Here is a 12,831-nt window from a genome sequence, read left to right on the forward strand (position 1 = left end):
TCTTTCGCCTTTCGGAAATAGCGCTTCTACGCTCAGATTTTACATTATTCTGACTTACTCAATTTTAACCCACACACTTATCCACAATTTTGGTGGATAAGTAAATATAGCCCTTGTCAGATAAGGGATACAGAAAAGTAAAGCGAAAAAAGTGCGGAAATTTGCAATTATTTTAACTATCGAGAGTTGACACCCGATATATCCATCGCTAAGATTCGCCTCGCTTTAAAGCAATTCCTCCTTAGCTCAGTTGGTAGAGCGACGGACTGTTAATCCGCAGGTCGCTGGTTCGAGCCCAGCAGGAGGAGCCAAATTTAGAAAAGCCGCATCTATTGATGCGGCTTTTTCGTTTCTAGCCATTAGAAACTATTCGACACTTTCAATTCTAAGCATCACCGCGTCGGGTCGCCAATACTCATATTCGCAATCCATCACTTCGCCTCCTTGCTTATCGTTCACACGACAAATTTTAAGTACTGGCTGCCCTTCTACAAGATTCAACGCTTTAGCCACATGAGAAGGCGCTGAGGTGGGGATGACGTCGAATCGAGAACGCTGCGTCTCATACCCATACTTATCGCGATAAATTCCGGTCAGCGACATAGTTAAGTTCTCAGATAAGATTCCTTCAAACAACGACGCTTTAAGTACGTTTTCGACAAATAACACCGGACGTCCATCAATATAACGCAGTCGCTCTATAATATGGATTGCGGTCGTATGCCCTACTTCTAAAGCCCTTGCGTATTCACCTGTCGCAACTTGACTACGAACATTCACCAACCTCGTTTCTGCTATGCGGTGTTGCTCTCGAATCATTTGATGAAAGTGAGTACGTGATAAGGGGTTGTAGCAAATCCGCTCTGGAGACACAAACCAGCCACGGCGCTCTTCACGATATATTAGCCCTTCTGTCTCTAATGAGATCAGCGCATCTTTCAATGTGATGCGTGTGGTAGAAAACAGTTGGCTAAGATCTCTTTCCGAAGGTAGCTTTTGCCCCTCTGCCAAACTTCCAGAACGAATTTGCTCTCTTAAGCTCTTTTTAATTTTTCCTAGCTGTGTCAGTGGTTGACAACTAACGGCGACGCTCATGTTGTGATGTAATCCATTGGTAGAGTAACCAAAACAATAAGAGCCGCAGATAACAAAAATATGACATACCTTAACGTCGGATACATTTCGTACCAATGAAATATTACTGCCATAGAAACGCATCAAAACTGTCAAAATAGTTGCGCCAAATCGTCACACTTTCTGCCTAGGATAATTTTCGAACTTACTGACCTAGTCCAGAAGGATAGAGACAATGAAAACTTTGCTAAATCGTCCAACTACTTTTTCTGCAAAGAAAATCGTACCCGCAGCATTGATCGCTGCAACATTATCAGTGCCTGCTATGGCAAAAGATGCAGACCTAGAATCATTGGTTAAAGCCGCACAAAAAGAAGGGGCGGTATACAGTGTAGGCATGCCAGACAGTTGGGCGAACTGGAAAGATACTTGGCTAGACTTGAAAGCAAACTACGGTTTGAAACATCAAGATACCGATATGAGCTCAGCGCAAGAAATCGCAAAGTTCGAAGCTGAGAAGAAAAACGCTACCGCTGATATTGGTGATGTCGGTTTTGCATTTGCCCGAGTAGCAGTAAAAAAGGGCGTCACTCAACCTTATAAACCAACCACTTGGAGTGATGTTCCAGACTGGGCAAAAGACAAAGATGGCCACTGGGCTCTTGCCTACACTGGCACTATCTCGTTTATCTCAAACAACAACTTAGTTAAAGATGCGCCTAAAACTTGGGATGATCTACTGAAAGGTGACTACAAAGTCACAGTCGGTGATGTTGGTGTTGCCTCTCAGGCCAACAACGCTGTGCTTGCAGCTGCTTTTGCTAACGGCGGTGACGAATCTAACCTAAAGCCTGCGCTCAAATTCTTCGCTGAGCTATCTAAACAAGGCCGCCTGTCGTTCACGAACCCAAGTATCGCTAACCTAGAAAAGGGCGAAGTAGAAGTCGCGATCCTGTGGGACTTCAACGCACTTAGCTACCGCGACCAAATTGATCGTCAGCGCTTCTCGGTCAACATTCCTCAAGATGGTTCTGTTATTTCAGGCTACACCACCATCATCAACAAATACGCTAAGAATCCAAATGCCGCCAAACTGGCTCGCGAATATATCTTCAGCGACCAAGGCCAAATCAACTTAGCCGAAGGTTACGCGCGCCCAATCCGCTCTAACGTAACTCTACCTAAGTCTGTGCAAGACAAGCTAATTGCTAATGACCAATACAGCAATGTTCATCCGGTAACAGATTTCAAAGCGTGGGAAAAGTCAGCGCGTAAGTTGCCTCGCCAATGGCAAGAAAATGTCTTGATTCACCAACAATAAGAGCCTGTAACTATGAGCAATAAGGTTATCCTTGTTGTTCTAGATGGACTGAATTATCAGGTAGCCCAAACGTGTATGGGCTACCTAAACAGTCTTTTAGAACAACATCATCCACAGCCGAACATGCGTGCAACCTTGTATCCAATACAATGTGAATTACCGTCACTGTCACGCCCGCTTTATGAATGTATTATGACTGGTGTTCGCCCGGTAGAAAGTGGCATTACCAACAATGACATTGTGCGCCTATCGAATCACGACTCCATTTTCAGCCTGGCTAAATCACAAGGTAAAGTGACTGCGGCGGCGGCTTATCATTGGGTGAGTGAGCTTTACAATCGCGCGCCATTTAATCCTGTGCGTGACCGCTTTACCAATGACGAATCACTGAATATCCAACATGGCTGTTTCTATCATTGGGACCATTACCCAGATGAAGCCCTGTTCCTAGATGCTGAGCACTTACGTCAAACCCACCAGCCGGACTTCTTACTGATCCACCCGATGAACATCGATGATATGGGTCATAAACACGGCTTAGATTCGCGCCAATATCGTAATAGCGCTCGCCACGCCGACATTATTCTTTCTAACTATATCGAGCAATGGCTCAGCGATGGCTATCAAGTGATGGTGACCAGTGATCATGGTATGAACAACGATCTTTCTCACGGCGGTATTCTCGCCGAAGAGCGTGAAGTGCCTCTGTTTGTGATTGGCGACAAGTTCACTCATCAAGAGTGCCACATCAAACAAACTGATCTCTGCGGCACGATTTGCCAGTTATTAAACCTCGACCACACAAAATCTTACACTCAGGAATTGTTAGCACTATGAGCAGCTCCGTTCTCACTCCCAGCTCTAGTGAGCCACGCCAAGCGACCGAAAGCACTTGGTTAAAGCGAGCAAGACCTGCCCTCTGGCTGGCCCCTTTCGCACTATTCTTCTATCTGTTTCAATTGGCACCAATGATTTGGGTGCTGATCAACAGCTTTATCTACGATGATGAATTTGCTCTCGATAACTACCTTGAGGTACTCGATTCTGCGTTTATGATGCAGGCTTTCGGCAACAGTTTATGGCTGGCGGTGTGGTCAAGTGTCATCGGGCTATTGATTGCCACTGTATTGGTTTCTTCGCTACGTCGGGTAAATTCTCGAATCCGTGATGGCGTAATTGCCTTTACCAATATGAGCAGCAACTTTGCTGGTGTGCCTTTATCCTTCGCCTTTATCATTATTTTGGGCACCAATGGCGCAATTACCTTGTTACTTAAGCAATATGGCTTACTCGGTGATTTTGACCTGTATGGCAAATGGGGCTTGTTGGCGATCTATATCTATTTCCAAATACCCCTTGCGGTATTGCTACTTTACCCTGCCTTTGATGCATTAAGCGATGATTGGCAAGCAGCGGCATCTTTACTCGGTGCGCGTACCTCGCAATATTGGAAAAAAGTGGCGCTACCCGTGCTATCTCCGGCACTGTTGGGCACTTTTATTATCTTGGTTGCCAATGCGATTGGTGCCTACGCCAGCGTTTATGCGCTCACTTCGGGTAACTACAACCTCATTACCATTCGCATTGCGAGCTTGGTTTCTGGTGACTTGTTCCTTGAACCAAACCTTGCCGCAGCCATTTCAGTGATTCTGATGCTCCTGCTCGCCTTCATTACAGTCATTAACCAATGGCTGATTTCAAAAAGCTACGCAGGCAAGAGTGCTAGGAAATAAGTGATGCAAAATATTAATACTCGATTCCACCAAACCGTGGTGTACACCATTGTCGCCATAATGTTGATACCGATACTGGCTACCTTTATCTATTCGATCTCATCACGTTGGGGCGCGACCATTCTTCCTGACGGTTTTACATTCGATTGGTATATCAAACTCGTTACCGACCCGCGATTTTTGCAAGCATTTGGACGTTCACTGTTTATCTGTATCGCCTCATTAACTCTAAGCGTGGCCTTGATTCTACCGGCAATTTTTGTGGTGTTTTACTACTTTCCGAAACTGGATAAGCTAATGAACATCATGATATTGCTACCTTTCGCAGTACCGCCTGTCGTGTCATCGGTCGGCTTACTTCAGCTTTACGCCAACAGCGAAATATCCCTAATTGGCACGCCCTGGATCTTGATTGGTACCTACTTCACCATCGCGCTGCCATTTATGTACCGTGCAATTTCAAATAGCTTTGATGCGATCAACCTGCACGATTTAATGGATGCTGCCCATCTACTCGGTGCCAGCACCACCAAAGCGTTCCTGCTGATCATTTTGCCAAACGTTAAAAAGGGATTAATGGCCTCACTGTTTCTATCGTTCTCGTTCTTATTAGGGGAGTTCGTTTTTGCCAATATATTAGTCGGCACTCGCTACGAAACCTTACAAATCTACCTATACAACATGCGTCAAACTAGCGGCCACTTTACCTCTGCACTCGTTATGACCTACTTCCTATTTATTTTCTTACTAACTTGGCTAGCAAGTCGTTTTAGCCGAGGAGCACAATCATGAGTTACGTAACTGCACACAACCTAACTAAGCGTTTTAGCGACAATACGGTATTTGAAGATATTCAGTTCACTATTGAGCAAGGGGAATTCATCACCCTTCTCGGCCCAAGTGGGTGTGGTAAATCAACATTACTGCGCAGCCTTGCAGGGTTAAACCCTATTGATGGCGGTGAGATTTGGGTCAACGGTGAAGAAATCACTCACCAAGCCCCTCAGGAACGCGGCATTGGCATGGTCTTTCAGTCTTACGCCCTGTTTCCCAACATGACGGTTGAAGGCAATATTGCCTTTGGTCTGAAGATGAAAAAACTTGGTGCCGATACCATTCAAGCTGAGGTAGCCAAAGTGATTGAGCTGGTTGACCTCAAAGGAAAAGAAAAACATTATCCGCATCAACTTTCTGGCGGTCAACGTCAGCGTGTTGCCCTTGCCCGAGCATTGGTGGTGAAACCGAGAATCCTGTTGCTTGATGAACCCTTATCCGCACTGGATGCCAAAATCCGTAAGCATCTACGTCAGCAAATCCGTGATATTCAGAAAGAGATGAACCTAACCACCATCTTTGTTACTCACGATCAAGAAGAAGCGATGATCATGTCTGATCGTATCTTTCTCATGAACAAAGGTGAGATCGTCCAAGCCGGTACACCAGAAGAGATTTACACTCAACCAGCCAATGAGTTTGTTGCCGGGTTTATGGGTCATTACAACCTAGTTGAAGCAAATCATGCGAAACAACTTTTCAATATTGATACTGAGTGGAAAGTAGCGATTCGCCCAGAATCCATTTACGTCAAAGAGCCAGGCCGCCACTATGGTGAGCATATCTCGTCACCGCAAGTTGCCACCATCAAAAACCACCAGCTGTTGGGTAACGTGATCCGCTACCAAGTAGACGTTGAAGAATGCGAACTCACGGTTGATTTACTCAATCGTTCATCAGAGCGCCTACTGGCCAATGGCAGTCAATTAGAGCTACTGTTTAACCTTAACGAAATCCAATCTGTGAGTGCCTAAACATGCCTAAACCTTTGTACGTATTCGATATGGACGAAACACTCATCAACGCCGATTGCGCGATGATTTGGAATGAGTTTATGGTTGAGAAAGGCATCGCGACCCAACCTGACTTTATCGAACAAGATCAGCGCTTAATGAAACTCTACGCTGAAGGTAAAATGGACATGGAAGACTATTTACAGTTTTCCATCGCGCCACTAATGAATATGCCTACCGAGCACGTCAATGCGCTGGTGGAAGAGTGTGTAGAGAAGCACATTCTAAATAAACAATTTACCCAGTCAAAGACCTTAATCGATCAGCTCTCACGTGATGGGATTGATATGGTGATCATTTCAGCTAGTGTGACATTTTTAGTCGAAGCGGTTGGTCGTCGACTTGGCATTAGCACTGCACTTGGCATCGACTTGGTTGAAAGGAACGATTACTACACGGCCGAGATAGCGGGAGTTCCAAGCTATCGAGAAGGCAAGGTAACTCGCTTAAAACAATGGCTAGACGCACAGCCAAAAGCCTACTCTGAGATCCACTTTTATACGGACTCGATCAACGATTTACCTTTATGCGAATACGCGGATTACGCTTACCTGGTCAATCCATGTCCTCAATTAGCTCAACAGGCCACTCATCACAACTGGCCCGTTCTAAAGTGGGATTAGTTTTGAATCCAAACTTTAGCTTAGCTCCTCAATAAATCTTCTCTTAAAGAGCAGTATTTGCTGCTCTTTTCATCTAGAAAATAGCCGTCTCGTGAAAGATAAGCGTTCGATTTCCCTCACCTAGATGTATTTATTCAACTTTTTTAAGACAATCTCGTATAATTTTTACTCAACAATATAAAACCTTATCTTTCCTTGGTTGTTATTGAACTGGCAAAGCAGGATAATGTTGCGATCGGAATTTCTTAAATAAATAACTATGACCGAATATCTTTTGTTGTTGGTCGGCACTGTGCTGGTTAACAACTTTGTACTGGTGAAGTTTTTGGGCTTATGTCCATTTATGGGCGTTTCTAAAAAACTAGAAACCGCGATTGGTATGGGGTTAGCAACGACTTTCGTGCTGACTCTCGCATCCGTGTGCGCGTATCTGGTTGAAAGTTACATTCTTGAACCATTACATCTGCAATATCTGCGCACGATGAGCTTTATTTTGGTGATCGCCGTTGTGGTGCAATTTACCGAAATGGTGGTACACAAAACTAGCCCGACCTTGTATCGATTGTTAGGCATCTTCCTACCACTAATCACCACTAACTGTGCCGTATTAGGCGTTGCTCTGCTGAACATCAATGAGAACCATAACTTCATTGAATCGATCATTTATGGATTTGGTGCTGCAGTGGGCTTCTCACTAGTGCTGATTCTATTTGCCTCAATGCGTGAGCGTATTGGTGCAGCTGACGTCCCTGCTCCTTTTAAGGGTGCATCTATTGCGATGATCACCGCAGGCTTGATGTCACTTGCCTTCATGGGCTTTACAGGTTTGGTGAAGTTGTAATGAGCTCAATATTAATCGCAGTTATCGCTATCGCTGTTCTTGCCGCGATATTTGGTGCCGTTTTAGGCTTTGCCTCAATCCGTTTTAAAGTCGAAGCGGATCCTATCGTCGATCAGATCGACAATATTCTTCCGCAGACCCAATGTGGCCAGTGTGGCTACCCTGGCTGTCGTCCCTATGCGGAAGCTATCGCTAATGGTGATGAGATCAATAAGTGCCCTCCGGGCGGTCAAGCAACCATTGAAAAACTTGCCGATCTCATGGGCGTCGAAGCAACTGACTCTGCCCATGATCTTGAAAATGCGGTAAAGACCGTCGCATTTATCCACGAGGATATGTGTATTGGTTGTACTAAATGTATTCAAGCTTGTCCTGTCGACGCGATTGTCGGCGGTACGAAAGCACTTCACACCGTCATTAAGGATGAGTGTACAGGTTGCGACCTTTGTGTTGCTCCGTGCCCTACTGACTGTATTGAGATGATACCTGTAGAAACCACTACAGCGAGCTGGAAGTGGCAAATGGACGCCATTCCTGTTGTTGATATTACCGATTCTGCTGCTGAGCAGAAAAGTGTGAATTAAGGACTGGTATGTTGTCACTAATCGAACAAATCAAATCTGGTGCACTGTGGACATTTCCCGGCGGTGTACACCCAGCTGAAAACAAAACTCAGTCGGTCAAAACCGCCATTGCGCGCGCGCAAATACCCACTGAAATTGTTTTACCTGTAAAACAGCATATTGGTAAACCCGGAACCCTAACAGTCAACGTTGGCGAACAGGTGCTAAAAGGCCAATCGCTAACCAAATACGACATGAGTTTCATGCTACCTGTCCACGCGCCGACTTCGGGTCGTGTGGTCGCTATCGAGCCAAGAACTACCGCGCACCCATCAGGTCTGAGTGAAACTTGTATCGTTATCGAACCTGATTTTGAGGACACTTGGGTAGAACGTGAAACATGGGGTGACTTTACCCAACGCACACCTGACGAACTGATCGAAAAAATCCGCCTAGCGGGTGTCTCAGGTATGGGTGGTGCAGGCTTCCCTACCGCTAAAAAAATTCAATCTGGTTTAGCTCGCACTGAGATTCTGATCATCAATGCAGCAGAGTGTGAACCTTACATTACTGCCGATGACATGCTGATGCGTGAGCACGCGGATGAAATCATCCAAGGCATTGAGGTCATTGAACATATTCTAACACCAAAACTGACGGTTATTGGTATTGAAGACAACAAGCCTGAAGCGGTTAAAGCCTTACAAAAAGCGGCTGAGCATAAAGATATTGTTATCCGCGTGATTCCGACCAAATACCCATCTGGTGGTGAAAAGCAGCTGATCAAAATCCTAACCGATAAGGAAGTGCCAAACGGCGGTATTCCTGCAGACATCGGTATTTTAGTTCAAAACGTTGGTTCTCTCTACGCAATCAAACGTGCTGTGGTTGACGGTGAGGCGCTGGTCGACCGAATCGTGACATTAACTGGTGACACCTTCAAGCAACCACGTAATGTTTGGTCACTACTTGGTACCCCTGTTCAGTCACTACTTGATGAGTTTGGCTACAAAGCCGATAAGAAGCTACCACGGCTAATCATGGGCGGTCCAATGATGGGCTTTACCCTGCCCCATTCGCAGGTGCCGATCACTAAAACATCTAACTGTATTCTAGCGCCTACACGCAAAGAGATTTCACCGAACCAGTATGAAATGGCGTGTATCCGCTGCGGTCAATGTGCCGAAGCGTGTCCTGCATCTCTACTGCCTCAACAGCTTTTATGGCATTCAAAAGCCGAAGAGCTGGATAAGTGTGAAGAGCTCAATATCAAAGATTGTATTGAGTGTGGTGCTTGTGCCTTCGTCTGCCCGAGTGAAATTCCACTGGTGCAATATTACCGCCAAGCTAAAGCGGAAATCCGTGCCCGCAACGAAGAGTCGCAAGCAGCGGAGCGTGCCAAAGTACGCTTCGAAGAGAAGAAAGCACGTCTAGAGCGCGATAAAACCGCACGCGAGAACCGCTTCAAGAAAGCCGCTAACGAGCGTCGTAAAGAGATAAAACAAACTGGCGGTGACGATGCGATCGCAGCTGCAATTGCTCGCGTCAAAGCTCAGAAATCAGAAACAAACTTGCCAGAAGAGAAAGCCGTTAAACCTGCAGTTGCAGCTGCGATTGCCAAAGCGAAAGCCAAACAAGCAGCCGCTGCAGCGAGTGGTCAGTCTGAACCTGATAACTCTGACATGGCCAAGCTGCGTGAAGAACGCAAGCAGCAAGCCCGCGAGCGCAAAGCAGCCAAAGAGCAACAAGATACTGCAAGCTCAACGGATAACAAGAAAGATGCGGTTGCTGCTGCTATTGCTCGCGCAAAAGCGAAGAAAGCACAAGCAAGCGAGTCTAATTACTCTGATGCTCCATCAGCTTCAGATGATAAGAAAGCCGCTGTTGCCGCTGCGATTGCCCGTGCAAAAGCGAAGAAAGCACAAGCAAGCGAGTCTAATTACTCTGATGCTCCATCAGCTTCAGATGATAAGAAAGCCGCTGTAGCTGCTGCGATTGCCCGAGCGAAAGCTCGTAAAGCTGAACAGCAAGCGGTGAAAGCAGACGAAAACAATGACGCGACTGAGGAACAACCTGTCGAGGAAGATCCGAAGAAAGCAGCCGTTGCTGCTGCCATTGCCCGTGCTAAAGCGCGTAAAGCTGAGCAACAAGAAGCGAAAGTAGACGAAAGCAATGACGCGACTGAGGAACAATCCGCAGAGGAAGATCCGAAGAAAGCAGCCGTTGCTGCAGCCATTGCTCGTGCTAAAGCGCGTAAAGCTAAGCAACAAGCGGCAAAAGCGGACGCGAGCAATAGCGCTATCGAGGAACAACCTGTCGAGGAAGATCCGAAGAAAGCGGCCGTTGCTGCTGCCATCGCCCGTGCTAAAGCTCGTAAAGCAGAAAAAGAACAACAAAAACAAACTGAGGAGAAAGAGTAGTGGCCTTTTTTATTGCCAGCTCACCCCATGCGCATAGTCGTAGAAGCACTCCTGACCTAATGAAATGGGTAGCGCTTTGTGCCCTACCCGGCTTAGCCGCTCAGACATACTTTTTTGGTTGGGGGACGATCATCCAACTACTATTGGCTATTGTCATTGGCTTAAGCCTTGAAGCACTTGTTATGCTCGCAAGAAAGCGCCCACCAATGTCTGCACTACGAGACAACAGTGCCTTGGTTACGGCATGGTTACTCGCGATAGCTATACCGCCACTTTCTCCGTGGTGGGTAATCACTATCGGTTTGATATTCGCAATCGTAATCGCGAAGCATCTATACGGTGGAATCGGCCAGAACCTCTTCAACCCTGCAATGATCGCTTACGTTGTGCTGCTTATTTCGTTCCCAGTACAAATGACCAGTTGGGTCTCTCCGCAAGAGCTTCAAGCTACGCCGGTATCTAGTGGTGACGCATTCTCACTCATTTTCACCGGGTTTAACCTTGAAGGGCTTTCTCTACAACAAATTCGCACTGGTATTGATGGCATTACCATGGCAACGCCACTGGATGCATTCAAAACGGCCCTAACGGCAGGAAGTACTGCTAGTGAAGCACTAACTCAACCCCAGTTTGGCGGCTTGGCCGGTATTGGTTGGGAGTGGGTTAACCTCGCCTATTTAGTTGGTGGCTTGCTTCTTATTAAACTGCGAGTCATTAATTGGCACATCCCGGTAAGCTTTTTGGTCAGCTTAACCTTGGTTAGTGGTCTATTTATGTTACTAAGCCCTGGCACAACGGCGTCACCAACCATTCATCTGCTTTCAGGTGCAACCATGCTGGGTGCATTCTTTATCGCAACTGACCCAGTTTCAGCATCAACGACCGTCAAAGGTCGACTGATCTTTGGTGCGTTCATTGGCGCAATGGTCTTTATTATTCGCTCTTGGGGTGGCTTCCCAGATGGTGTTGCATTTGCAGTGCTACTCGGCAATATGTGTGTACCATTGATTGATTACTACACCAAACCAAGAACCTACGGTCACTAAGGCGTTATCATGTTAAATGCAATTAAAAAAAATGGTGCTGTTTTAGCGATTTTTGCCTGTGCATCAACCGGGGTTGTTGCACTGACCAACTATTTAACAAAAGATCGTATTCATCTACAGGAGCAAAAACAGCTTCTTTCAGTATTAAACCAAGTCATTCCCCACGACTCGCACGACAACGATCTTTATCAAGCGTGCACCTTAGTCAGCGATCCTAAACTAGGTACTGACCAAGCAATGCCTGTCTACATGGCGACACTCAACGGTGAACCGTCAGCCATGGCGATTGAAGCAATTGCACCTGATGGCTATAACGGCGCAATTAAAATTATTGTGGGCATTGAGCAAGATGGCACGATTTCCGGCACTCGCATCTTAAGCCACCAAGAAACTCCTGGTCTGGGTGATAAGATAGACCTACGTATCTCTGACTGGATTCTTGGCTTTACCGATAAACAAGTGACTAACAACAATCAAGCTGATTGGAAAGTGCGCAAAGATGGTGGCCAATTTGATCAGTTTACTGGCGCAACCATTACACCACGCGCGGTAGTGAAAGCGGTCAAGAACACTGTAGATTTCGTTAACAGCAATCGTGACCAGATTCAGTCTCAGCCACTAAATTGTGGAGGCAATAATGAGTGATCATAAAACACTGATTAAAAATGGCATGTGGGATAACAACCCCGCACTTGTTCAGCTACTGGGTCTATGTCCACTGCTGGCGGTTTCTTCAACCGTCACTAACGCGTTGGGCCTCGGCATTGCTACGCTACTGGTATTGGTCGGTTCAAATGTCACGGTTTCCCTAGTACGTGATTACGTGCCGAAAGAAGTGCGCATCCCAGTATTCGTCATGATCATTGCCGCGCTGGTTACTTGTGTACAGCTATTGATGAACGCCTACGCTTACGGTCTATACCTATCGCTAGGTATCTTTATTCCGTTGATCGTAACCAACTGTATCATCATTGGTCGTGCTGAAGCGTTCGCTTCGAAGAATGATGTCCTACCTTCCGCTCAAGATGGTTTTTGGATGGGATTGGGTATGACGAGCGTGTTAGTCATACTTGGCGCAATGCGCGAAATCATTGGTAATGGCACCCTATTCGACGGCGCTGATTTACTGCTCGGCGAATGGGCAACATCACTGCGTATTGAAGTATTCCAATTCGATAATAGTTTCTTACTAGCACTGCTCCCTCCGGGTGCCTTTATTGGTGTGGGACTGCTTATTGCATTTAAGAATGTTATCGATAAACAGATTGCCGCTCGTCAGCCAAAACCAGAAAAACAAGCGATTGAACGAGCAAGAGTGACTAACCAATAATAATTATATTGAAGAACATAAGCACTGGAAAGC

Annotated in this window: 13 protein-coding genes and 1 tRNA gene; 13 read left to right on the top strand and 1 reads right to left on the bottom strand. The window is 46.2% G+C overall.

Annotated features, from left to right (window positions below):
- The first annotated feature begins 235 nt into the window (after positions 1 to 235).
- Positions 236 to 311, top strand: a tRNA-Asn gene (locus ACU01J_RS01370).
- Between the two features lie 55 nt (positions 312 to 366).
- Here ACU01J_RS01370 and ACU01J_RS01375 read toward each other — a convergent pair.
- The gene (locus tag ACU01J_RS01375) at positions 367 to 1,095 is read right to left on the bottom strand and encodes a UTRA domain-containing protein (protein WP_481084093.1); all 729 of its coding nucleotides are present in this window, start codon (positions 1,093 to 1,095) and stop codon (positions 367 to 369) included.
- A gap of 214 nt (positions 1,096 to 1,309) precedes the next feature.
- Between ACU01J_RS01375 and ACU01J_RS01380 the strand changes: the two genes are divergently transcribed.
- From ACU01J_RS01380 to ACU01J_RS01435, 12 genes are all read left to right on the top strand, one after another.
- Positions 1,310 to 2,395 carry an ABC transporter substrate-binding protein gene (locus ACU01J_RS01380; protein WP_481084094.1) on the top strand — a complete coding sequence of 362 codons (1,086 nt, stop codon included), beginning with the start codon at positions 1,310 to 1,312 and terminating at the stop codon, positions 2,393 to 2,395.
- Positions 2,396 to 2,407: 12 nt separating this feature from the next.
- Positions 2,408 to 3,232: an alkaline phosphatase family protein gene (locus ACU01J_RS01385; protein ID WP_481084095.1), complete on the top strand. Its 825-nt coding sequence runs from the start codon at positions 2,408 to 2,410 to the stop codon at positions 3,230 to 3,232.
- Positions 3,229 to 4,128 (top strand): ABC transporter permease, encoded by a 900-nt coding sequence (locus ACU01J_RS01390; protein ID WP_481084096.1) that lies wholly within the window; start codon positions 3,229 to 3,231, stop codon positions 4,126 to 4,128. Before ACU01J_RS01385 ends, ACU01J_RS01390 begins: the two co-directional genes overlap by 4 nt.
- A 3-nt stretch (positions 4,129 to 4,131) precedes the next feature.
- A complete protein-coding gene (locus ACU01J_RS01395) occupies positions 4,132 to 4,920 on the top strand; it encodes an ABC transporter permease (protein ID WP_481084097.1) in 789 nt (262 codons plus the stop codon).
- Positions 4,917 to 5,936, top strand: coding sequence for an ABC transporter ATP-binding protein (locus ACU01J_RS01400; protein ID WP_481084098.1), 1,020 nt, complete (start codon positions 4,917 to 4,919; stop codon positions 5,934 to 5,936). The genes ACU01J_RS01395 and ACU01J_RS01400 overlap by 4 nt, the downstream gene beginning before the upstream one ends.
- Before the next feature lie 2 nt (positions 5,937 to 5,938).
- Positions 5,939 to 6,598 (top strand): HAD family hydrolase, encoded by a 660-nt coding sequence (locus ACU01J_RS01405; RefSeq protein WP_481084099.1) that lies wholly within the window; start codon positions 5,939 to 5,941, stop codon positions 6,596 to 6,598.
- A 259-nt stretch (positions 6,599 to 6,857) separates the two neighbouring features.
- Entirely contained in the window at positions 6,858 to 7,439 is a 582-nt protein-coding gene (rsxA, locus tag ACU01J_RS01410; protein ID WP_004418311.1) for an electron transport complex subunit RsxA, read from the top strand.
- Positions 7,439 to 8,023, top strand: coding sequence for an electron transport complex subunit RsxB (gene rsxB, locus ACU01J_RS01415; protein ID WP_004414935.1), 585 nt, complete (start codon positions 7,439 to 7,441; stop codon positions 8,021 to 8,023). The genes rsxA and rsxB overlap by 1 nt, the downstream gene beginning before the upstream one ends.
- A gap of 8 nt (positions 8,024 to 8,031) precedes the next feature.
- Positions 8,032 to 10,422: an electron transport complex subunit RsxC gene (gene rsxC, locus ACU01J_RS01420; RefSeq protein WP_481084100.1), complete on the top strand. Its 2,391-nt coding sequence runs from the start codon at positions 8,032 to 8,034 to the stop codon at positions 10,420 to 10,422.
- Positions 10,422 to 11,468, top strand: a complete 1,047-nt coding sequence (gene rsxD / locus ACU01J_RS01425; RefSeq protein WP_481084101.1) for an electron transport complex subunit RsxD — start codon at positions 10,422 to 10,424, stop codon at positions 11,466 to 11,468. Before rsxC ends, rsxD begins: the two co-directional genes overlap by 1 nt.
- Before the next feature lie 9 nt (positions 11,469 to 11,477).
- Entirely contained in the window at positions 11,478 to 12,113 is a 636-nt protein-coding gene (gene rsxG, locus ACU01J_RS01430; RefSeq protein ID WP_481084102.1) for an electron transport complex subunit RsxG, read from the top strand.
- Positions 12,106 to 12,798, top strand: a complete 693-nt coding sequence (locus tag ACU01J_RS01435; protein ID WP_481084103.1) for an electron transport complex subunit E — start codon at positions 12,106 to 12,108, stop codon at positions 12,796 to 12,798. Before rsxG ends, ACU01J_RS01435 begins: the two co-directional genes overlap by 8 nt.
- Positions 12,799 to 12,831: the final 33 nt, after the last annotated feature.

The sequence above is a fragment of the Vibrio sp. 2433-A1 genome (genome assembly GCF_056726085.1).